Source organism: Herbiconiux sp. A18JL235 (assembly GCF_040939305.1).
Classification (GTDB): Bacteria; Actinomycetota; Actinomycetes; order Actinomycetales; family Microbacteriaceae; genus Herbiconiux.
This window is the reverse complement of the sequence record NZ_CP162511.1, coordinates 1,141,504-1,163,149: the sequence shown is the minus strand read 5'-3', so window position 1 is coordinate 1,163,149 and position 21,646 is coordinate 1,141,504. Positions and strand designations below refer to the sequence as shown.

Annotated in this window: 21 protein-coding genes; 7 read left to right on the top strand and 14 right to left on the bottom strand. The window is 70.5% G+C overall.

The window, feature by feature from the left end:
• Positions 1-39: 39 nt before the first annotated feature.
• The 3 genes from ABFY20_RS05400 to ABFY20_RS05390 are packed head-to-tail and all read left to right on the top strand — an operon-like array spanning position 40 to position 2,920.
• The gene (locus tag ABFY20_RS05400; protein WP_368498913.1) at positions 40-1,170 is read left to right on the top strand and encodes a glycosyltransferase family 4 protein; all 1,131 of its coding nucleotides are present in this window, start codon (positions 40-42) and stop codon (positions 1,168-1,170) included.
• The gene (locus ABFY20_RS05395; RefSeq protein WP_368498912.1) at positions 1,167-2,102 is read left to right on the top strand and encodes a glycosyltransferase family 2 protein; all 936 of its coding nucleotides are present in this window, start codon (positions 1,167-1,169) and stop codon (positions 2,100-2,102) included. The genes ABFY20_RS05400 and ABFY20_RS05395 overlap by 4 nt, the downstream gene beginning before the upstream one ends.
• Positions 2,099-2,920, top strand: coding sequence for a hypothetical protein (locus ABFY20_RS05390; protein ID WP_368498911.1), 822 nt, complete (start codon positions 2,099-2,101; stop codon positions 2,918-2,920). The genes ABFY20_RS05395 and ABFY20_RS05390 overlap by 4 nt, the downstream gene beginning before the upstream one ends.
• 30 nt (positions 2,921-2,950) lie before the next feature.
• On the opposite strand, the gene ABFY20_RS05385 is transcribed toward ABFY20_RS05390, so the two are convergent.
• Genes ABFY20_RS05385 through ABFY20_RS05360 form a run of 6 tightly spaced genes read right to left on the bottom strand, consistent with a single transcriptional unit; the run spans position 2,951 to position 9,361 of the window.
• Positions 2,951-3,940, bottom strand: coding sequence for an SDR family NAD(P)-dependent oxidoreductase (locus ABFY20_RS05385; RefSeq protein WP_368498910.1), 990 nt, complete (start codon positions 3,938-3,940; stop codon positions 2,951-2,953).
• A 53-nt stretch (positions 3,941-3,993) separates the two neighbouring features.
• Positions 3,994-4,866 carry a glucose-1-phosphate thymidylyltransferase RfbA gene (gene rfbA / locus ABFY20_RS05380; RefSeq protein WP_368498909.1) on the bottom strand — a complete coding sequence of 291 codons (873 nt, stop codon included), beginning with the start codon at positions 4,864-4,866 and terminating at the stop codon, positions 3,994-3,996.
• A complete protein-coding gene (locus ABFY20_RS05375; RefSeq protein WP_368498908.1) occupies positions 4,866-5,477 on the bottom strand; it encodes a dTDP-4-dehydrorhamnose 3,5-epimerase family protein in 612 nt (203 codons plus the stop codon). The genes rfbA and ABFY20_RS05375 overlap by 1 nt, the downstream gene beginning before the upstream one ends.
• A gap of 23 nt (positions 5,478-5,500) precedes the next feature.
• Positions 5,501-6,325, bottom strand: coding sequence for a hypothetical protein (locus ABFY20_RS05370; protein ID WP_368498907.1), 825 nt, complete (start codon positions 6,323-6,325; stop codon positions 5,501-5,503).
• Between the two features lies 1 nt (position 6,326).
• Positions 6,327-7,175: an FkbM family methyltransferase gene (locus ABFY20_RS05365; protein ID WP_368498906.1), complete on the bottom strand. Its 849-nt coding sequence runs from the start codon at positions 7,173-7,175 to the stop codon at positions 6,327-6,329.
• Positions 7,172-9,361, bottom strand: coding sequence for a glycosyltransferase (locus ABFY20_RS05360; protein ID WP_368498905.1), 2,190 nt, complete (start codon positions 9,359-9,361; stop codon positions 7,172-7,174). The genes ABFY20_RS05365 and ABFY20_RS05360 overlap by 4 nt, the downstream gene beginning before the upstream one ends.
• A gap of 116 nt (positions 9,362-9,477) precedes the next feature.
• On the opposite strand from ABFY20_RS05360, the gene ABFY20_RS05355 reads away from it, so the two are divergent.
• The gene (locus tag ABFY20_RS05355; RefSeq protein WP_368498904.1) at positions 9,478-10,287 is read left to right on the top strand and encodes a methyltransferase domain-containing protein; all 810 of its coding nucleotides are present in this window, start codon (positions 9,478-9,480) and stop codon (positions 10,285-10,287) included.
• A gap of 46 nt (positions 10,288-10,333) precedes the next feature.
• Here ABFY20_RS05355 and rffA read toward each other — a convergent pair whose 3' ends face one another.
• Genes rffA through ABFY20_RS05330 form a run of 5 tightly spaced genes read right to left on the bottom strand, consistent with a single transcriptional unit; the run spans position 10,334 to position 15,852 of the window.
• Positions 10,334-11,485 (bottom strand): dTDP-4-amino-4,6-dideoxygalactose transaminase, encoded by a 1,152-nt coding sequence (gene rffA, locus ABFY20_RS05350; protein WP_368498903.1) that lies wholly within the window; start codon positions 11,483-11,485, stop codon positions 10,334-10,336.
• On the bottom strand, positions 11,482-12,585 hold the full coding sequence (locus tag ABFY20_RS05345; protein WP_368498902.1) for a glycosyltransferase: 1,104 nt from the start codon (positions 12,583-12,585) through the stop codon (positions 11,482-11,484). The genes rffA and ABFY20_RS05345 overlap by 4 nt, the downstream gene beginning before the upstream one ends.
• Before the next feature lie 14 nt (positions 12,586-12,599).
• A complete protein-coding gene (locus tag ABFY20_RS05340) occupies positions 12,600-14,498 on the bottom strand; it encodes a hypothetical protein (protein WP_368498901.1) in 1,899 nt (632 codons plus the stop codon).
• Positions 14,495-15,334, bottom strand: coding sequence for a glycosyltransferase family 2 protein (locus tag ABFY20_RS05335; protein ID WP_368498900.1), 840 nt, complete (start codon positions 15,332-15,334; stop codon positions 14,495-14,497). The genes ABFY20_RS05340 and ABFY20_RS05335 overlap by 4 nt, the downstream gene beginning before the upstream one ends.
• Complete coding sequence (locus tag ABFY20_RS05330; protein ID WP_368498899.1) at positions 15,334-15,852, bottom strand: GtrA family protein; 519 nt, start codon at positions 15,850-15,852, stop codon at positions 15,334-15,336. Before ABFY20_RS05330 ends, ABFY20_RS05335 begins: the two co-directional genes overlap by 1 nt.
• 110 nt (positions 15,853-15,962) lie before the next feature.
• Between ABFY20_RS05330 and rfbB the strand changes: the two genes are divergently transcribed.
• From rfbB to ABFY20_RS05315, 3 genes are read left to right on the top strand one after another with little or no spacing between them, the layout of a single operon-like run.
• Positions 15,963-16,949, top strand: a complete 987-nt coding sequence (gene rfbB, locus ABFY20_RS05325; RefSeq protein ID WP_368498898.1) for a dTDP-glucose 4,6-dehydratase — start codon at positions 15,963-15,965, stop codon at positions 16,947-16,949.
• Positions 16,950-16,957: 8 nt separating this feature from the next.
• Positions 16,958-17,809: a dTDP-4-dehydrorhamnose reductase gene (rfbD, locus tag ABFY20_RS05320; RefSeq protein WP_368498897.1), complete on the top strand. Its 852-nt coding sequence runs from the start codon at positions 16,958-16,960 to the stop codon at positions 17,807-17,809.
• Complete coding sequence (locus ABFY20_RS05315; RefSeq protein ID WP_368498896.1) at positions 17,809-18,948, top strand: glycosyltransferase family 4 protein; 1,140 nt, start codon at positions 17,809-17,811, stop codon at positions 18,946-18,948. The genes rfbD and ABFY20_RS05315 overlap by 1 nt, the downstream gene beginning before the upstream one ends.
• A gap of 293 nt (positions 18,949-19,241) precedes the next feature.
• Here ABFY20_RS05315 and ABFY20_RS05310 read toward each other — a convergent pair whose 3' ends face one another.
• The 3 genes from ABFY20_RS05310 to purE all read right to left on the bottom strand — a co-directional run bounded on the left by ABFY20_RS05310 (position 19,242) and on the right by purE (position 21,643).
• On the bottom strand, positions 19,242-19,556 hold the full coding sequence (locus ABFY20_RS05310; protein ID WP_368498895.1) for a DUF2277 domain-containing protein: 315 nt from the start codon (positions 19,554-19,556) through the stop codon (positions 19,242-19,244).
• Positions 19,557-19,694: 138 nt separating this feature from the next.
• A complete protein-coding gene (locus ABFY20_RS05305; RefSeq protein WP_368498894.1) occupies positions 19,695-21,131 on the bottom strand; it encodes an LCP family protein in 1,437 nt (478 codons plus the stop codon).
• Entirely contained in the window at positions 21,128-21,643 is a 516-nt protein-coding gene (gene purE, locus ABFY20_RS05300; RefSeq protein ID WP_368498893.1) for a 5-(carboxyamino)imidazole ribonucleotide mutase, read from the bottom strand. Before purE ends, ABFY20_RS05305 begins: the two co-directional genes overlap by 4 nt.
• Between the last annotated feature and the right edge of the window lie 3 nt (positions 21,644-21,646).

Sequence of the window (21,646 nt, the reverse complement as noted above, 5' to 3'; positions counted from 1 at the left end):
GGCGCGCGACCGCGAACAACGATAGCCTAAAGTTGGTGGGTGTCCCCTGAACCGCGCGTGCTCCTCGACGCGACCTCCATCCCGCCGTCCCGTGGCGGGGTCGCCCGGTTCATCGCCGGCGTAGCGACGGGGCTCCACGAGGCGGGTCGCTCCATCGATGTGGTGGTGAAGGAACGTGATCGCGATTTCCTCCGCGAGGCCGCTCCGTCGCATCGGTACCACCTCGCTCCGAAGCAGGTGGACAGCCGCGGAGGCCGCTTCGTCTGGGAGCAGACGGGGCTGCCGAGGCTCGCGGATCGTCTCGGCTGCACGGTCATCCACTCCCCCCACTACACCTTCCCGCTCACCACCCGTGCGCGGCGCGTGGTGACCGTTCACGACGCCACCTTCTTCAGCTCGCCCGAGGTGCACTCGCGCCTCAAGGCGACCTTCTTCCGGCGCTGGACGCGCTGGGCCTGCCGCTTCGCCGACGAGCTGGTGACGGTGAGCGAGGCCACCGCCACCGAGCTGCGCCGGCACGTGCCCGCCATCAGGCCCCGGATGTCGGTGGCGCGGCTCGGTGTCGACCGCACGGTCTTCCACCCGCCGACTCAGGATGCCGTCGACGAGGTGAGGGAGAGGCTGGGGCTCACGGGCGAGCGTGGCTGGATCGCCTTCCTCGGCACCATCGAGCCCCGCAAGAACGTTCCCGCCCTCATCCGTGCCGTTCAGGCCTTGCGGGCCGCCGACCCCTCGACTCCACCGCTCGTCCTCTCCGGCTCGCGCGGATGGGACGACGAGGCCATCGCGCTGCTCGAGGGTGGCGCCGACGGCGTCATCGAGGCGGGCTACCTGCCGCTCGAGCTGCTCTCGGCATTCCTCGGCGGGTCGCTGCTCGTGGTCTACCCGAGCCTCGGCGAGGGCTTCGGCCTGCCGGTGCTCGAGGCCATGGCCTCGGGCGCCCCGGTGCTCACCACTCGTCGGCTCTCCATTCCCGAGGTGGGCGGCGATGCCGTCGCCTACAGCGAACCCGACGCCGATTCCCTCGCCGCGGCTGTCGCGGCGCTCCTCGCCGACGACGCCCTGCGAACCCGCCTCGCCGCCGAGGGCTTCGCCCGCAGCGCGGCCTTCACCTGGCTCGCCTGCGCCGAGATCTACCTCGCCGCCTACGACGGGACCACCGCCGCATGACCTCGACCCCACCGATCGACGGGCAGACCGACGGGCCGACCGCCGGCGAGGCCGCAGGCCCCACCGAGAGCGCGGAGGCTACCGCCCTCGCCGTAGTGACCGTGAGCTACGCATCGGAGTCGGTGCTGCCCGGTTTCCTCGACTCGATCCATGCCGCCAGCTCCGCGCATCCGCTCGTCGTGATCGCCGACAACAAGCCCGGCGTCGTCGGCCCGTCGCCCACCGCGGCCCTCGCCGAGCAGCACGGCGCCGACTACGTTCCCCTGTCGGCCAACCCGGGCTACGGCGGCGGCATGAACGCGGCGGTCGCCACCCTCCCCGACTCGGTGCACTGGGTGCTCATCTCGAACCCCGACATCGTGCTGCACCCCGGAGCGCTCGACCTTCTCGTCGCCACCGGCTCCTCCTCGCCCGACATCGGCTCCGTGGGGCCGCAGGTGCTCACCGACGGGGTGACCTACCCCTCCGCCCGCGCCGTGCCGTCGCTGCGGAACGGAATCGGGCACGCCCTGTTCGCCCGCGTCTGGCCGGAGAACCCGTGGACGAAGCGCTACCACGCGGGCTCGCCCGAGGCCGGCGCCGCCGACGTCGGCTGGCTCTCCGGCTCGTGCCTGCTCGTGCGGCGCGCCGCCTTCGAGCAGCTCGGCGGCTTCGACGAGAGCTACTTCATGTACTTCGAAGACGTCGACCTCGGCTACCGGCTCGGCAAGGCCGGGTGGCGCAACCGGTACGAGCCCGCTGCGGTGGTCGAGCACTCCGGCGGCCACTCGACGGCGAGCGAGTCGGCTGTCATGATCGATGCTCACCATCGGAGCGCCTATCGCTTCCTGTCGCAGAAGTACCGCGGGCCGCTGCTGCTGCCGCTCCGGCTCGTGCTGCGGGCCGGCCTTCGCATCCGCACCCGACTCGAGACCAGAGGGAAGAGGGCATGAGCGCCGTCGACACCGCACGCACACTGGCCAAACGCGTCATCCGTCGCCGTCTGCTGCACGGGCACTACCGCAGCACCCGGGTGCACTACCAAGCGGCCACCGGGCGCGAGGTACCGGTGACCATGTGCCTCTGGAACCGGCCCACCCGCCTCATCGACATGCTCCGCTCACTCGACGCGCAGGACCACCCCGGCGGCGTCACCCTTCACATCTGGAACAGCAACAAGCTCGACCACGAGTTCTACCTCGGGGTGCTGCGAGAGTTCCGCGCCACCGGCGCGCTGAAGAGCGTGCAGATCGTGCGCACCCCCTACAACCTCGGATCGATGGGCAGGTTCTACCTGGCCCGCGAGCATGCCAAGACGCACGGGCCGGGCCCGGTGATCGTCGTCGACGACGACGAGAACCTGCAGCCGGGCTTCGTGAGCGCGGCCCGCGCCGCCTACGCCCCCGACGTCGTCGCCGCCTGGTGGGCCTTCGAGGTGGGGCGGGAGTACTACGACCGCAAGCCCGCCGAGGTGGGCGGCCCGGTCGACCACGTCGGCCCGGGCGGCATGATCTGCGACTCCTCCCTCTTCCTCGACGACGAGTTCTTCACCACCCTTCCCGAGCGGTTCTGGTTCGTCGACGACCTGTGGTTCACCTGGTACGCCAAGAAGCTCGGCAAGCGCCTGACGAAGCTCGACGTGGAGATCGAGTTCGTGATGGACGAGACGAACCAGTCGTACGGCCTGTTCGACCTCAAGCTCGAGTTCTTCGCCCAGCTCTACCCCGAGCTCGTCGGCACCCCGCCGAGGTTCGAGTTCCCCGAGGGCTGAGCCCCGGCCGCGGGCACCGGCCCGCGTGCCTCACCTCTCGTGCCGCAGCTCGAGGATCCCCGCCCAGGCGGTCTGCGAGTAGCTCTCCTCGGCGCTCGTGAGCTGCTCGTGGGCGATCTCGCCCGGCCGCGGCGCCTCGATGCGGTGCTGCAGCTCGCCCGCGTCGCCCGCCGCATCCGTCACCCGCTGCAGCACCTCGCCCAACGGAATGCGTACCGCGTCGGCGACGACGAAGGTGCTGCCAGCGGCCGACGCCGGGCTGGTGACGAGGGTGAGGAGGATGCGCACGGTGTCGTAGACCGACTGGTAGTAACGGGTGGTCTCCGGCCCGAACAGCGTCACCGGGAGACCCAGGGCGATCGACTGCCGCCAGAGCTCCACGACCGAGCCGCTCGACCCCCAGACGTTGGGCAGCCGCACCGACGCGGCACCGAGACCGCGACCGGCGGCTGCGGCGACTTCGAGCTCGGCGCGGTACTTGCTCTGCCCGAGCACGTTCATGCGGGAGGTGGCCTTGTCGGTCGAGACCAGCAGGAACCGCTCCACGCCGCGCTTCTGGCTCTCGGCGAGCAGGATGCGCGTGGCCTCCACGTTCACCCGCTCGGCGAGCCGCGGATTGGCCTCGCAGGTGCCGACGTGCTTCACGGCCGCCGCGTGCACGACCACCTCGGCCCGCACCTCGTCGAACACCTCGGCCATCTGCACCGGGTCGGAGACGTCGGCGACCACCGTGATGAGGTTGTCGCGGAGCCCCAGCGCGTTCACCCAGTTGATGAGCGAGGCCACGCTGCGCTCGTTGGTGTCGATCACCACGACCGGCGCGCTGCGCTCCGGGTCGCTGATGAGCTCGACGGCGAGCGCGCCGCCGATGCTCCCCGCCCCGCCCGTGACGACGACGCGCCGCGCCGAGAGGGCGCGACGGAGCTCGACGATCTCGCCGAGGTGCCGGAAGGTCTCCTCCACCAGCGGGACGGCGAGATCGCTGCCCAGGATGGTCATGGCGAGCTGAGGTGAGATCACGGACGTGTCAATCGATCAGGTAGGGAGACGAAAGCGACGGTGCGCTCACGGGTTCACTCGGCGGCGGCCTGGATGAGGGTCTTGAGGTAGGCGCCGTAGCCGCTCTTGACCAGCGGATCGGCGAGCTTGGAGAGCTGCTCGGTGTCGATCCAGCCGGCCCGCCAGGCGATCTCCTCGATGCAGCCGATCTTGAAGCCCTGACGGTCTTCGATCACCCGCACGTACTCCGACGCCTGCATCATCGACTCGAAGGTTCCCGTGTCGAGCCACGCGGTACCCCGGTCGAGCACCTGCACGTGCAGGGCACCCTGCTCGAGGTAGCGCTCGTTCACCGTCGAGATCTCGAGCTCGCCGCGGGCCGACGGGGTGATCGACTTCGCGATCTCGACCACCGAGTTGTCGTAGAAGTAGAGGCCGGGAACCGCGTAGTTCGACTTCGGCCGCTCGGGCTTCTCCTCGATGGAGATCGCGGTGAACGCCTCATCGAACTCCACGACACCGTAGGCGCGCGGGTTTGACACGTGATAGGCGAAGATCTTCGCACCCGAGAGCGCCTCGTTCGTGCGCAACGACGAGCCGAGCCCGACACCGTGGAAGATGTTGTCGCCGAGCACCAGCGCGACACTGTCGTCGCCGATGAACTCCTCACCGATGATGAACGCCTGCGCCAGACCGTCGGGCGAGGGCTGCACCGCATACTCCAGCCGGATGCCCAGCTCGCTGCCGTCGCCGAGCAGGGCCCGGAACTGCTCGTTGTACTCCGGGGTGGTGATGATGAGGATCTCGTTGATGTCGGCCATCATGAGGGTCGACAGGGGGTAGTAGATCATCGGCTTGTCGTAGATGGGCATCAGCTGCTTCGAGATGCCCTTGGTGATCGGCCACAGCCGGGTGCCCGATCCTCCGGCGAGGATGATTCCCTTCATCAGCGGCCCTTCTCCGTCAGCGACGCGTAGAACGCGCGGGCTTCCTCCCAGGTGGGGAGCAGACCTGACTCCTTGGCCTCGGCGAGGCTCGGAGCATCCGTGTCCTTCGGCGACAGCAGGAGCTCGCCGGCCTCCTCGGGGAAGCGCAGCTCGACCTCGGGGTCGAGCGGGTTGATGCCGTGCTCGCGCTCGGCGTTGAAGGTGGAGGTCACCAGGTAGCTCACCGTGGCGTTCTCGGTGAGCGCCACGAACGCGTGACCGAGACCCTCCGAGAGGTAGATGGCCCGGCGGTCGGTGTCGTCGAGGAGCACCGAGTCCCACTGCCCGAAGGTCGGTGAGCCCACCCGGATATCGATGACGTAGTCGAGCACGGCGCCGTGGGTGGCCGTGACGTACTTCGCCTGACTCGGCGGGATGTCGGCGAAGTGGATGCCCCGCACCACACCCCGCTTCGACACCGAGGTGTTCGCCTGGGCCAGGTCGAGGGAGTGGCCGATCTCGTCTTCGAGCTTGTCGAAGCGGTACCACTCGAGGAAGACGCCACGGTCGTCGCCGAACTGCTTCGGCGTGATCTCATAGCTGTCGGGGATGCTCAGTTCGCGAATCTGCACCCGACGATTCTAGGGGACGCCGCTCAGGCGTGACTGGTCGCCTCCGCGACCCGCTCGAGTTTCGACGCGAACACCTTCATGCCCCGCTCCTCGACCGAGGTGCAGCAGAAGCGCCGCACGAGCCGCATCGAGTTGATGGTGGAGAGCTCGCGGCTCACCGTCTCGCCGCCTGCGTCTCCGTACGCGTAGCCGTGCCTGGACTCGAGGGTGTCGATGTAGACCGACTTGCTGGTGCGGCCGAGGCGCACCGGGAGGCCGCCGTAGAAGTAGGCGTCGAACGCGCGGTTGTAGGCCTCGTGCGCCTCGCCCGTGTGCTTGGTCTGAGAGCTGCGACGGATGACGTCGGTCGGCTCGGTGAGGTCGGCGAACGCCGGGGCGAAGTAGGAGTGGTCGACCCCCACCACGCTCGCCCAGGTGTTGAACGAGGTCTCGCTGTCGGCCTTGGTGGCTGCGGAGAGCGCCTCGAGCACCTCGGCCTTGACGAGGAAGCGGTCGAACACCGGACCGGGCGAGGGCACCAAAGTGTCGCCATTCAGCTCGCGGGCGACGTCGGCGAAGCCGTTGCGCTCGAGACAGCCGCAGGCCGCGGCGTCGGCCGGCCAGTCGAACTCGGGCTGGAACACCGACCAGGGGGCGAGCACCTGCACCTCGGAGTCGCCCGCACGCGAGGCGGCGAGGGCGAGGAAGTCGGCGCTCAGCGAGACGTGCGAGGTGTCGGGCTCGCCGAAGGTCTCGGGCTGCGCATAGCGCCAGGCCGCGAGCTCGGGAGCGTCGAACGCCCACCAGAGGATGACGGTGCCGCCGAGGCGGAGCGAGCCCTCCTGACGGAGCTCGGGAGCGGTGGACATCTCAGATCCTGTTCTTGATCGTCGCGGCGTAGCGGCCGCGGGTGAGCACCATGTCGAAGTGGTCGACCCAGCGGGAGCCGAAGCCGACGAGCCGGGCCAGGCGCGTCGAGGAGAAGGCGGAGTAGGCGCTGCCCTCGCCGAGGAAGTAGGCGTCGAAGCCGGAGGCGGCGAAGCGCTCCACCATCTCGGCGATCGCCGACTCGCCCGCCCAGGCCGCCGGCGAGACCTCGGTGAACACGGTGAGGTTGCGCGGCAGGCCACGGCCCGGCCCGAGGGAGTCGAGCACCTGGCGTTCGAGGCCCTGCACGTCGATCTTCACCACGTCGCTGCGGTAGCGCTTGACGAGCGAGCGGAGGGTGGCGGTGGGAACGCGGTCGGCGGCGTCGGCAGCGGCACCGCCGGAGGCGACTCCCACCCGCGTGTTGCCACGGTTGGTCTCGTCGGGGATGACGGCCCACGCCTCGTCGGGCGAGTCGGTGACTGCGCCTTCGAGCAACAGGGTGTTGTCGAAGTTCGAGAGGTTGAGCGAGGCCAGTTCGAGGTTCGAGCGCAGCGGCTCGACGGCGACGATGCGCCCGTCGGGGATCTTCTTCGCGACCGACGCCGAGAAGTAGCCCACCATGGCGCCCACGTCGAGGAACGAGCTCTTCGGGGTGAGGCTGTCGAGCACGGCGGAGAGCACCGTGCCGTCCCACTCCTTCTTGCGCTCCATGTAGGGCGTCACCACCTGATCGGCGGCGGGAACGAGCACCTCGATGCCGTGGGTGCGGATCCAGGTGGCCGGCTCCGTCGGCCCCGCCGGCGAGAACACCGGAAGGGGCTGCTGGCGGGTGGGGGCGCTGAGGGTCACTCGGCCGCACCGCCCAGCAGGCGCTTCACGACGCGCCGACGGCGGCTGCCGACGGGGAGCAGGGTCACCGAGCTGTCGGCGAGCCGACGGGCGACCGAGGGGGCGCCAGCGTGCACGATCTTCTGCGCGGTGCGCTCGTCGAGCCTGAACTGGCGGTGCCGGAGCAGAGCGTCGAAGCCCGCGGTGACGACGGTCTGGGCAGTGTCGGACCACTGGTACTGCTGGGTCGCCGCCTCCCACAGCTCGCGCTGGCGCTGACGCGCGTCGAGGTCGTTCACCAGCTCGAGCAACGTCTGGGCGTCGGCCTCGTCGTCGCGGAACTCGAGGTACTTGGCGTCGGCAGGGCCGATGTCGCCGAGCCCGCCGCCCCGCGACGAGATGGGGGTGGAGCCGTAGTGCACGGCCTCACCGGGGATCATCCCCCAGCCCTCGGTGATCGACGGCGAGGCGACGAGCGTCGCGCCGCTGATGAGCCTGATCTTGTCGCTGTCGCTGACCCGGCCGAGGAAGGTGAAGCAGTCGGCGCCCGAAAGCTCCACCAGGTCGGCCTCGAGCTGAGCGGAGTGCCCCGAGTCGGGCGTCGGCCCGGCGAACACGAAGCGCCCCTCCCAGCCGAGCGACTTCAGCCGCAGCCCCACGCGCATGAGCCAGGGCACGTTCTTGTGCAGGTAGTTGGTGCCGAGCACGAGGATGTAGGGGGTGTCGGCGAGCGATTCCAGCCCGGCGTTCTCGAGGTTCCAGGCCCCGGCGGCGGGTGCCGGCTGCTCGGGTGAACCGTTCGGCAGCACCACGATCTTGTCGCTGTCGCTCGTGCCCGAGTAGTAGGCGGTGAGCGTCTTGGCCACGTGCGGGGTGAGCACGCCGATCGCGTCGGCGTTCTCCCAGCCCTTGCGGGCGACGGCGTTCTTCGCGGCGAAGTCGTCGTAGTCGACCGCGTAGTGGGGGTTGAGCAGCGCGATGAGGTCGAGCATCCAGATCATGTTGCGCCGTGAGAAGCCCGAGATGGCGGGCCAGGTGGCACCGGTGAAGTCCTGGTAGGGGCGGAAGGCCAGGTCGACGTCGACCTTCGCCGCGTACAGGTCGGCGATGGTGGAGACCTCGATGGTGTCGACCTTCGCCTCGGCGAGCATCGCGCGGAGCGGGCCCACCCGCTCGCCCGAGGCCACCCAGATGACGCGCTGCACGTCGGGGTGCAGGGCGAGCTTGCGCGAGAGCGCGAAGCTGCCCTCGAAGGTGCCGGTGAGGTTCGGATGCACGAGCTCGGCGTCGATGGCGATGGTGAGCCCGTGGATGACGGCGTAGGTGTAGCGCCGCACGCGCTCGAGCGGGGTCGCCTCGTCGGCTGCGAACTCCGAGATCCAGTCGTTCCAGTACTCGAAGCGGCGGGCCACCAGCTCGTCGTTGTCGATCTTGCGCCAGTTGAGCGCGACCTCGCCGAACGACTCCCCGGTGGCGTGGTAGGCGTAGACGTCGTCGACGGCGATGTGGTTGAAGCCGTAGGAGACGCAGCGCAGCGAGTAGTCGACCTCCTCGCCGTAGCCGGGGCTGAACTCCTCGTCGAGGAGGCCGACGACGTTCAGGGCGTGCCGGGCGAACAGGGTGCAGAAGCTCGTCGCCACCGGCACGAAGGGCCGTACCTGCTTGGAGGCGGCGGAGACCTTGCGGGCGACCTCGGCGAACTCGGCGACGGTCGGCGGCTGCAGCTTCCACGAGTCGGGGCCCTCGACGGTGAAGATCGTGGCGTTGGCCGAGAGGGCGGTCGCCGTGGCGATGTCGCTGCGCGAGCGCGCTGCGGCGATGAGCCTGGTGTCCCACTCGGGGCCGACGATGATGTCGCTGTTCAGCACGATCACGTCGGCGGGGGCGAGCTTCTGGAACGCCGTGTTGAGGTTGCCGACCACGCCGCGGTTCTTCGGCTGCCTGAAGTAGTGCACCTGCCTGCCGTAGCGCTTCTCCACCTCGGCGAGCTCCTGCACCGCGATCTCGCTCGGGCCGGCGTCGTCGAAGACGACGATGGGGGTGGTCTCGCTGGTGTGCTCGAGGAGGCTGGAGACGCACAGCTCCCAGGTCGAGCCGCCGGAGAAGAGCGTCAGCGCGGCGACCACGTCGCCGACCTGCAGCGGTCGGCCGAAGAGGTCATCGGTGTCGGTGAGCGCGTGAATCGTGATGCCCTTCGTCGTTCCCAAGTCTTGCTCACACAATTGAACCACGAGGAGGCTGAGCGGCCGATGCGGGCGCGAGCGGCCCTGTCGACTGTTATCCGATTCCCAGCGGGGCGGGCGGGCGGATCTAGGCTGGTGACATGGCACCCCGCGAGCAGTACACGCACGGTCACCACGAGAGCGTCCTGCGCTCCCATACCTGGCGCACGGTGGAGAACTCCGCCGCCTACCTCGCGCCCCGGCTCGCACCCGGGCTGACGCTCCTCGACGTGGGCTCGGGCCCCGGCACCATCACCGTCGACTTCGCCCGCCGGCTCGCACCCGGCGGTTCGGTGACGGGGATCGACGCCTCCCCCGAGATCGTCGCTCAGGCCACGGAGTTCGCCGAGGCGGAGGGTGCGACGAACGTGACCTTCGCGAAGGGCGACGCCTACGCACTCGACTTCGACGACGACACCTTCGACATCGTCCACGCCCACCAGGTGCTGCAGCACCTCGCCGACCCGGTGGCGGCACTCCGCGAGTTCCGCCGGGTGACGAAGCCCGGGGGCATCGTCGCGGCGCGCGACGTCGACTACGGCGGCGCCGTGGTCGAGCCGCCGCTGCCCGGGCTGGTGCGCTGGGGCGAGGTCTACGACGCCGTGCACCGCTCGAACGGCGGCGAGCCCTGGGCGGGCCGCGCGCTCAAGGGCTGGGCGCTCGACGCAGGGTTCACCGAGCTCGAGGTCACCGCGTCCGTCTGGTGCTTCGCCTCCGATGAGGAGCGCGCCTGGTGGGGCGGCCTCTGGGCCGACCGGTCGCTCCACTCGGCCTTCGCGCCGCGCGCGCTCGAGATCGGTGCCGCCGGCCAGGTGGGGCTCGAGGAGATCTCGGCGGCCTGGCGGGAGTGGGCCGAGACGCCGTCGGCGATGTTCCTGTTCCCGCACATGGAGATCATCGCCACGGCCTGAGCGGATCGTCGCGGCGACGGATGCGGGCCCACGGCGACGGATGCGGCTACGGCCGGTAGCTCAGCACACCCTCGATCACGCGCTCGACCTGCGCGTCGTCGAGTCCCGCCCACAGCGGCAGGCGCACCAGACGGCGGGAGAACTCGGCGGTGCGGCCGAGCCGTGTGAGCCTCCGCCCGAAGTGCTCCCCCGCGGGGCTCGTGTCGAGCGGCACGTAGTGGAAGGTCGCCCGCACGCCGTGCGTGCGCAGGTGCGCGATCAGCGCCTGCTGGCCCTCGTGGCCCGGCATCACCAGGTAGAACAGGTGGGCGGTGTGCTGCAGCCCCGGGTCGCTCGACATGAGCCGCACACCCTGCGCATCCGCCCACTCCCCCAGCGCGGCCGCGTACGCGTTCCAGACCCTGTGGCGCGCTGCCTGGATTGTCTCGAACTCCGCCAGCTGCGCGTCGAGCACGGCGGCGTTGAGCTCGCTCGGCAGATAGCTCGACCCCTGGTCCTGCCAGGTGTACTTGTCGACCTCGCCGCGGAGGAACCGGGCGCGGTCGGTGCCCTTCTCCCGCAGGATCTCGGCCCGACGGAACAGCACGGCGTCGTTCACCAGCAGCGCGCCGCCCTCGCCGCAGTGCACGTTCTTGGTGTCGTGGAAGCTCTGCGTGGCCATCACGCCGGCGCTGCCGAGCATCCGCTCTCCGTACGCGCCGCCCAGGCCGTGCGCATTGTCCTCGACGAGAGCGATGCCGGCCGGCTCGGTGACCGCGAGCACGGCGTCGAGGTCGACGGGCACCCCGCCGTAGTGCATCACCGTGACCGCCCGAGTGCGCGGCGTGAGCGCCTCGGCCACCTGGTTCGGATCGATGTTGCCGGTGAGCGGGTCGATGTCGACGAAGACGGGAACCGCGCCCCGCGCCACCACGGCCGTCGCCGCCGAGGGGAAGGTGAAGCTCGGCAGCACCACCTCGTCGCCCGGGCCCAGCCCGAGCAGCAGCCCCGCCATCTCGAGGGCGTGGGTGCACGAGGTGGTGAGCAGCGCATGCGGGGCGCCGGAGAGGGCACGCAGCCGCTCGGTCGCGCTCCGGGTGAAGTCGCCGTCGCCGTGGGAGTGGTCGGAGCGCAGCACCGCCTCGAGGTTCGCCAGCTCACCCGGGGCCCGGTAGGGGCGGCTGAAGACGACCTCATCGACGCCGCGCGAGCCGCTCATGCGCCGTCGCGGCGGTCGTCGAAGACGCCGGGCCGCACCACCGGGATGGTGCCCGTGATGGGCAGGGTGTCGGCGGTGGGCAGGTCTTCCGGCGCGATCGGCGGATCGTCGTCGGGCATGATCGTCTCGGGGTCGTCGACCACGAGGTAGAGGGGGCGGCCCATCGAGACGTTGAGCGACGCGCCGATGTATTCGGCGATCACCCCGATCGACACCAGGATGGCGCCCGAGCACAGCAGGATGACCACCATCAGCGAGGCCCAGCCCGCCGCCTCGGGGTCGCCGCCGACGGTCGGCGTGACGACGACGTAGACGACGACGAGCAGCCCGAGAGCGGCGATGACTCCGCCCAGCACGCTCACCGCCCGGAGCCCCGCGGTGCCGCTGGTCAGCACCATCCGCCAGAAGTACGCGAACAGGGCCCCGAGCGAGTAGCCCGAGACCCGTCCGTCGGCGGTGCGGAGCACGGTCGGCGAGGTGGCGACCCGGTTAGTCACCCACGACAGCGCGATGTCGAGATACACACCGGTCGCTGCGAAGCCGGCGAGCTTGCGGCCCACGTCGCCGCGCACCAGGCGGTAGCTCTGGAACTGCGAGGCATCGGGCATCTGGAAGGCGGCGCCGAGCATCCGCTTCGACGACTTCGAGGCGAGGCTGCGGAAGAAGCCGTGCGGGCGCTCGTTGGTGAAGCGGGCGTAGACGACGCCGGCCCGCTCACGGATGGCGGTGTCAAGGAAGTCGCCCATCGACGCCGGGTCGTGCTGGCCGTCTTCGTCGAGGGTGAGGATCCACCGCCCGGTCGACTGCGCCATGCCGGCGATGGTCGCCGCGTGCTGCCCGAAGTTGCGGCTCAGCCAGATGACGCGCACGAACGGGTAACGCTCCTCGAGAGCGCGCATCACCGCGTCGGAGTGGTCGGGGCCGTTGTCGTGAACGAGGATGACCTCGGTGATGCGGTAGCGCACACCCTCCCGCGTCGCGGTCACTCGCGTGTAGGGCTCGAGCTCGTCGACGACCGCCCCGAGCGTCAGCTCGCCCTGGTACACCGGGACGACCACCGAGATCGTGTAGACGGTCGTGTCGGATGCGGTACTCCTCACGTGTCGAGAAGATATCACGTCGTCATCTCCACGAAGCCGAAGCGCCCGTCGGGCGAGTCGAACGAGACGGCGCCGTCGCCGAGCACCGACTTCAGCTGGGCGATGAGAGCCTCCCCGTCGTCGGTGAAAGCGGCCCGGTCGACCACGAAGCCGCAGGCGCCGAGACCCCGTACCGCCATCACCATCGCAGGGACGGGGAGGTCGGCGTAGGCGCCCACGTCGTCGATGGGCGCGCGACCCTTGATGCCCCCCGCCGACCAGCGCAGCGTCGTGGAATGCAGGAACGGGCGCAGCTCGTCGGCGTCGGTGACACCGTTCACGGGCGGTGACTCGGGGAAGGGGATGTAGGGCAGCTGGTAGAGGAGGCACTCCGGGGCCACCGTGGCCTCGACCTGCTTCACGAAGGCCTCGTCGCTCTGGAAGCTCGCCACGGTCGCGGCGCGGGCCACGTGCTCGACGGGCGGGATCTGGTCCCACACGGCGACGAGCACGAGCAGGGCGGCGAGCGGTACGGAGACCGCTGCGCGCGCGAGGCGCGGCGGGAGGCGGCGCGGGACCGGGCGGGTCGCGGCCGGCCGGCCCGCGGCCGGGCGGTGCACGGCCGGGCCCGCGAAGCGCCGCGCGGCCCGGCGCACCACGTGGTCGAGCAGCAGCCCGAGCGCCGCGAGGGCGATGAGCGCCAGCAGGATGGCGATGCGGTTCCACGAGCGGATGGGGAAGTCCACGAACGACAGCAGCGTCGAGAGCCCGCCCACCGTGCCGAACAGGAAGGTCACGAGCGCGAGACCCGACAGCACGACGAGGCTGCGCGTGGTGCGCTTCGGCATCCGCCAGCCGGGCCGCCCCGCCGAGAGCAGCACCATCACCGCGATCACCACCAGCGCCACGAACCCGACGGCGGCGAGGAGGCCGAGCGCGGGGGCCTCCGACGGCAGCGGGTAATGCTCGTCGTACAGCGCGCGCAGCTGCGCGAACGGGGCGAAGCGGTGGCCGGGAACGGGCAGCAGCAGGCTCGCCAGCTTGAAGCTGTACAGCTCCGCCTCGGGCGGGCTGCGCACGAGCACCGCCTCGTTCAACCCGTTCGCCAGGCGGTACAGGATGCTCGGCAGCAGGTTCACGAGCATGGTCGCGGCGATGAGGAGGCCGGCCGCAGCGGCCCCGAAGAACTGCCGCCAGCGACGGGAGCGCCAGAGCGTCGCCAGCCCCGCGACGGCGAGCACGAGCGCCACGAACACCGAGTAGTAGCTCGACGCCGTGCCGAGCAGCACGAGCGTGCCGACAGTGGCGGCGTTCCGCCCCGAGAGCACCCTCCGCGACCACAGCGGCAGGCCGCGGGCCACCCGGTACACGATGCCGAGCGCGAGCGGCACCACGAAGTAGGCGGCGAGGAAGAGATGCCCCTCGCCCTTGATGAAGTGGTACGGGGCGATCGCGAAGGCGACGCCGAGCGCCGCCGCGAGCACGCGGCTCACGCCGACCAGGCGCAGGAACCAGACCCCGGTGATCGCCGCGAGCGGGAAGCCCAGCACGAAGTACACGTTCATCGCCACGCCGAAGTCACCGGTGAACACCCGCATCAGGCTCGCGGCGATGAAGTGCAGGTTGTCGGCCTGCGGATAGTCGCTGTAGAACTGGCCGTACGGGGCGCCGAGGTCGGGCTGGTGGGTGAACCACCCGGTCTCGAGGATGGTCTTGAAGTGCGAGGCCACGGCGAGCGCATCGCCGGAGTAGTAGAGGGGAACGCGCCAGTCGAGGTTCCACAGGTCGAGCCCGAACCACACGGCGACGAGCGACACCAGCGCGGCGACGGCGTAGGGCAGCCAGTGGCGGTCTCGGGTGAGCAGCCTGTCTCGGGCGCGCGGGCCGTTGCCGGGTGCGGCGTTCGAACCGGCGCGGGCGTCGGGCGCGCTCATGCCGCCGACCGCATCCGTCGGCTGTTCACCACGTAATACGCGCGGCGGGCCAGCGCCATGAGCTCGGCGCGGCGATCGCCGAGGCGCACGTCGGAGGCGCTGATGCGGTCGGGCGCGAGGCCCCGGCACCAGGCGTGGTAGGCCTTGGCCTGCCGCGCCTGGTCGTTCACCAGGGCGACGCTCCACTGGGCGTCGTTCACCCGGAATGCCGCCAGCACGCTGTCGACGGGCAGGTAGTCGCCGCGCATCAGCACCTTCGTGTAGCCGGTCTGGTCGATGAGATAGGGGAACCGCGCATCCCACCCCCCGGCGGCCTCGAGCTCGGCTCGCCGGAAGGTCACGCATCCGGGCTCGCCGAACACGTTCGTGCCGCGACGCACCGTCTGGCGCACGGCGTCGACCCCGGGTTGCACGGCTCGCCGCACGCCCTGGAGGCCGCGGCCCGCGATGGTGACCCGGCCGCGGGCGTCGACGATGTCGCGCCGGCTCGACACCAGCACGACGCCCGGATGCGCGTCGAGCGCCGCCGAGTGCGCCGTGAGGGCCCCGGGGTAGAGCACGTCGTCGCCCGGCAGCAGCTTCAGGTACTCCCCCGTCGCCGCCTCGGAGACCCGGCGCCAGTTCGCCTCGGCGCCGCCGCCCGGCGGGGTGCTCAGAAGGCGCACACGCGGGTCGTCGGCGTAGCGCTCGAGCAGGGCCGCCGTGTCGTCGGTCGAGGAGTGGTCGGCGACCACGAGCTCGAAGTCGGGATGGTTCTGACTGAGCACCGAGCGCACGCAGGCCTCGATGAACGGGGCGTTCTGGTAGGCGGGGACGACGACGGAGTACTTCGGCATCAGGCGGAGGTGCCCTTCTCGTCGGCGTGCACGTCTTGCTCGGAGTGCACGTCGATCTCGGTCGCCGCCTCGATCTCGTCTTCGGTGCGGCGGCGGAAGGAGAAGCCCTTGTGCCCGAACCAGCTGATGAGAGTGGTGATGACGAGGATGGAGAACTGGGCGAGGATGCGGTTCCAGCCGAGGTTCACCAGCACCGGCAGCACCACGGCGTTGATCGCGATCGACACCAGGTACACGCTCTCGAAGCGCGCCAGGTCGCGCAGCACGTGCCCCTTCACCGTGAACACGAACCGGCGGTACATGACGAACGCGAACAGCACGCCCAGCACGTGGGCGCAGGCGAGCGTGGCGAGCGACCCCACCGTCTCGTTCACCGCGCCGTCGAGCCACGCCCCCACCGTGAGGTCGAACGCGATGAACAGGAGGAACCCCACCCCCGTGTTCGCCGCCCCCACGAGAAGGAAAGCGACTCTCTGGTCTTTCACCAGACGCAGGAGCACCCCCGCCCGTTCGATCACGCTGACACTCTAGGGCCGCCACCCTGAGTTCCCCCCGCGACTGTCCGTCGGGGCGCGGAAGCGCCTGCCGGTAGAATCGGGCCGACGACCACACGAGGAGAACTCCCCCCATGAAGATTCTTGTCACCGGCGGCGCCGGTTTCATCGGCTCCAACTTCGTGCGCCGCACGATCGAAGACGCCTACCCCGGACTGGAAGGCGCCGAGGTGGTCGTGCTCGACGCCCTCACCTACTCCGGCAACCTCGAGAACCTGGCCTCGGTCGCCGAGAACCCGCGGTTCACCTTCGTGAAGGGCGACATCCGTGACGGGGCCCTGCTCGACGAGCTCTTCCCCGGTCTCGACGCCGTGGTGCACTTCGCCGCGGAGTCGCACGTCGACCGCTCGGTGCGCGACGCCTCCATCTTCGTCGAGACCAACGTGCTCGGCACCCAGCAGCTGCTCGACGCGGCGCTCCGCTCCGGCCTCCCCCGCTTCGTGCACGTCTCCACCGACGAGGTCTACGGCTCCATCGCCGAGGGCTCCTGGGCCGAAGACCGCCCGCTCGAGCCGAACTCCCCCTACTCGGCGTCGAAGGCCGGCAGCGACCTGCTCGCCCGCAGCTACCACCGCACGCACGGCATGAACATCTCCATCACGCGCTGCTCGAACAACTACGGCCCCTTCCACTTCCCCGAGAAGGTCATCCCGCTGTTCGTCACCAACCTCATCGACGACAAGCACGTGCCGCTCTACGGCGAAGGCAACAACATCCGTGACTGGCTGCACGTCGACGACCACACCCGCGGCATCGCGATGGTGCTCACGAAGGGCCGCGCCGGCGAGATCTACAACATCGGCGGCGGCACCGAGCTCACCAACAAGGAGCTCACGCAGCTCCTCCTCGACGCCACCGGCAAGGACTGGTCGTACGTCGACCGCGTCGCCGACCGCCTCGGCCACGACCTGCGCTACTCGGTCGACATCTCGAAGATCCAGGCCGAGCTCGGCTACGAGCCGCTCGTGCCCTTCGAGCAGGGTCTCGCCGACGTGGTGCAGTGGTACCGCGACAACCGCGCCTGGTGGGAGCCGCTCAAGGCCCGCGCGGCACTGAGCTGAGGCACCCGGTGACCCGTTACCTCATCACCGGAGCGGCCGGGATGCTCGGCCGCGACCTGCAGGAGGCCCTCGCCGGCCGCGACGTCGTGGCGCTCACCCGCGCCGACCTCGACATCACCGATGCCGTGGCCGTCGCATCCGCTCTCGCCGGCGTCGACGTCGTGTTCAACTGCGCCGCCTACACCGCGGTCGACGCCGCCGAGACCGACGAGGAAGCGGCCCACGCGGTGAACGCGCTGGGGCCGGCCACCCTCGCCGAGGCGACCGCGGCGAACGACGCGAAGCTGTTCCAGGTCTCCACCGACTACGTCTTCCAGGGCGACGCCACGGCGCCCTACCCCGAAGACGAACCGCGCGACCCGCTGAACGCCTACGGCCGCACCAAGGCCGGCGGCGAAGAGGCGGTGCTCGGCCTCAACCCGGCGGGCGGCTACGTCGTGCGCACCGCGTGGCTGTACGGCCGGCACGGCGCGAACTTCCCCGCCACGATGCTCCGCCTCGGCCGCGAGCGCGACAGCGTGAGCGTCGTCAACGACCAGGTCGGGCAGCCCACCTGGACCGCCGACCTCGCCCGCCAGCTCGTGCTTCTCGCCGACTCAGACGCCCCCGCCGGCGTCTACCACGGCACCAACTCGGGGCAGGCCAGCTGGTTCGACTTCGCCCAGGCAACCTTTCAGGAAGCCGGACTCGACCCTGATAAGGTCAAGCCAACGGACAGCTCGCAGTTTGTTCGTCCCGCCCCGCGTCCCGCGTACTCCGTGCTCGGGCACGACGCGTGGTCCCGAGCGGGATTGGAGCCCATGCGAGACTGGCGTGCCGCGCTCCATGAGGCGGCGTCATCGGGAGTTTTTGGAGAGTAATGGCGACGCTGCGGGTGATCATCGATCAGCTGGTGGCTCCCGTACCCGGCGGAATCGGTCGCTACACGCTCGAACTCACCAAGCAGCTCATCGCCACCGCGCCGCGCAACTGCGACGTGGAGGGCATCGTGTCGGCGGTGCCGACCGAGACCGCCGATGAGCTGACCGCCCGCCTTCCCGGGCTCGCCGGGCTCCATCGCGCCACCCTGGCCCGGCGGGAGCTCTCGGCGGCCTGGCAGCACGGCATCATCGGCTCCTCCGGCAACGGCATGGTGCATGCCACCAGCCTCCTCGCCCCGCTGCGCAAGCACGACCGGCGCGAAGAGCTCGGCACACAGGTGGCGGTGACCATCCACGACGTCGTGCCGTGGACGCATCCGCAGACCCTCACCCCTCGCGGCGTCACCTGGCACAAGGCCATGGCTAAGCGTGCGGCGAAGTTCGCCGACGCCATCGTGGTGCCCACGCACGCGGTGGCCGAAGACCTGTCGCGCTACCTCGACTTCGGCGACCGCATCCGGGTCATCGGGGGTGCCGTGAGCGACGAGCTGCGGCTGCCGCCGAACCCGGCCGAACGCGTCGAGGCGCTGGGGCTGCCCGACAAGTACATCCTCGCCGTAGGTACGCTCGAGCCGCGCAAGGGGCTGAGTGCGCTCATCCACGCCCTGGCGATGCCCGCCACCGGAGACCTGCCGCTCGTCATCGCCGGGCCGGAAGGCTGGGGCGACGTCGACGTGGCGAGCGTCGTCGAAGCAGCCGGAGTCGACGCGTCGCGGGTGAAGGTGCTCGGGTTCCTCAGCGACTCCGACCTCGCCCTGGTGCTCGAACGCGCCACCGTGTTCGTCTACCCGAGCCTCGCCGAAGGGTTCGGGCTGCCCCTCATCGAGGCCTTCAACTTCGGCACCCCCGTCATCCACGCCGACGTCCCCGCCCTCCTCGAGGTCGCCGCCGGCGCCACCGTCGTCGTCGAACGCACCACCCCGGAGGCGTACGCCGGCCAGCTCGCCGACGCCATCCAGCAGGTGGTCGGCGACAGCGCCCTGCGCAACCGCCTCGCCATCTCCGGCCTCGACCGCGCCCGCGCCTTCTCGTGGCGCGACTCGGCCGAGAAGGTGTGGCAGTTGCATGCTGATCTTTAGCCACGCCGCCGCTGCTGCGGCGTGGGCGGCATGTGGCGGTCCGGTCGGGGTGCCCGGCCTGCGGTCGGGCACCCCGGCCGGGCCGCCACTCTGGGTCGATTAGGCGCGGCCCGCGGCTTTCGTGCGGGTGGCGGGGCGGTCGGCACTCCGGTCGGGGTGCCGCTCTGGGTCGTTTAGGCGCGGCCCGCGGCTTTCGTGCGGGTGGGGGCGGTCGGCGAGGGTGCGAGTGTGTAGTTCGCTCCTCCTGAGGGCGGCTAGAACGCTGTGCGAGGGTGGATGAGGGTGGGTGGCGCTCAGGCGGGGGTGCGGGAGGCGCGTTTCTGGGCCTGGAAGGCTCGGAGGGCCTCGTAGCGGTCGGCGGAGCGGGCCTGGCGCTTGGCGGCCTCGTCTTCGCGCGACTTCGGCGGGGCGGTGGTGACGAGACCGTCGAGGAGCTCACGGGTGGCGCGGGCGATCTGTTCCACCGCCTCGTCGAACACCGCCTGGTTCACGCGCGACGGCTGCGTGGTGCCCGAGATCTTGCGCACGAACTGCAGAGCGGCGTCGTGGCACTCCTCGTCGGTCGCGGCGGGCGCGAGGTTGTTCAGCGGGATGATGTTGCGGCACATGCCAGCCAGGCTAGGCCGCCGACCCGACCGAGTCGACCCCTGTCGACGCGACCACGCGCATCCGTCGGCCGCCGCGGTCGGACGGCCGCGCCCATCCGGCCGCAGAGGCGGGCGCACGCGCCGACTCGCACAGAGACGTTAGTGAGCGGGCGTGTCGGTCGACGACGAGAGCACGAGGGCGTCGCCCACGGTCTGGCGCACGAGATCCCAGTCGGGGTTCTCGGGGTCGATGAGCGGCGGGGTGAGCTCGACGTTGTCGATCGGGAGGTCTTTGGTCTTCAGCGCCAGGTCGACGAAGTAGGCCAGGGTCGACTGCGGGATGTCGGTCTTCACGACCTGCGCCCCTGCCGCCGCGATGCCCTGGAACTTCGACAGCACGTTCACCGGGTCGAACTGCTGCAGGATGGCGGTCTGCAGCTGCCGCTGCCGCTCCATGCGGTCGTAGTCGCTCGTGGAGTGGCGCGAGCGGGCGTACCAGAGGGCGGTGTAGCCGTCCATGTGCTGCTCACCGGGCCAGATCCAGCCCTCGACCTCGTTGAGCTCCTCGTCGCCGCCCATGGGGAGGGCCTCGGTGACGTTGATGTCGACGCCGCCGAGCGCGTCGATGAGATCGGAGAAGCCCTGCATGTCGATGAGCACGTAGTACTGGATGGTGAGGCCCAGGGCGCCCTCGATCGCATCCTTCGTCGCCTCGATGCCCGGGAGCGAGCCCTCGGCCTCGGCGTTCGGATACAGGTCGGAGTCGAAGGCCTCCACGCGCGGGTAGAGGAAGCTGATCTGGCAGTCGCTGCCGCAGTCGTAGACGCCGTCGGGGGCGTAGTCGGTGCCGATGAGGGGCGAGTCGGCGGCGATCGGCACCTGCTGCAGGTCGCGCGGGATGCCGATCATGGTGGCGCGCCCGGTGTCGGCCTCGATCGAGACGACGGTCATGCTGTCGGGGCGGAGGCCCTCGCGGTCTTCGCCGGCGTCGCCGCCGAGCAGCAGGATGTTGTAGCGGCCATCGACGGGAGGCTCGGCAGCCGCCTGCACCGAGAAGATGGAGTTCACCAGGTCGCGCTGCACGCCGGCGAGGTAACCACCCCAGACCGCGCCGCCCGAGGTGAGCGTGAGCAGGATGACCGAGAACGCCGCGATGGCGGTTCGGGCCCGCGGGCCCGCCCGCACCAGACGCACGAGTCGCAGGGTGTCGAGGGTCAGCACCACCCAGAGTACGGCGTAGGCGACGAGCACGACCTGCACGATGGTGAGCGGGATGGGCAGGGTGGCGATGGAGAACAGCACCTGCGGCCAGATCTGGTAGACCACGAAGGCGAGGATGGCCGTGATCCAGAGACCGAACGTGAAGTAGAGGCCGAAGCGGCCGAGCTTGCGGTTGCCGGCCAGCACCTGCGCCGAGCCCGGCATGAGGAGGTTCAGCACCACGAGCCACCAGCCGCGCACGGTCATGGCACGCGGCGAGGTGGTGTCGGGGTAGCGGATGGGGCTCGCCGTCGTGCCGGCTGCGCTGCCGTAGGCGCGCGCGCCCGAACCGGTGCCCGCTCCCGGAACCGCGCCGGCGTAGGGATGCGCCGTCATGCGATGCGCTCCTGCAGCGCGGCATTCTTCTCCTCGACCAGGTCGACGAGGCCGGCCCGATAGCCGTCGAGGGCGGTGGCGAGCGCGTCGTCGGTCGTCGCGAGGATGCTCACGGCGAGGAGCCCGGCGTTCTTCGCCCCGCCGATCGACACGGTGGCGACCGGGATGCCGCCCGGCATCTGCACGATCGACAGCAGCGAGTCGAGCCCGTCAAGCTTCGCCAGCGGAACGGGAACCCCGATCACCGGAAGGGTGGTGACGGCGGCGACCATGCCGGGCAGGTGGGCTGCGCCCCCGGCGCCCGCGATGATGACGCGGAGCCCCCGCTCGCGCGCCGACCGCCCGTAGGCGACCATCTTCTCCGGGGTGCGGTGCGCCGAGACGACCTCCACCTCGAACGGCACGTCGAAGTCGCGCAGCACCTGCACGGCGTCGCTCATCACCGAGAAGTCGGAGTCCGACCCCATGATGACGCCCACGATCGGGCCCGGTCGGGTGGAAGCAGAGGGCATGCC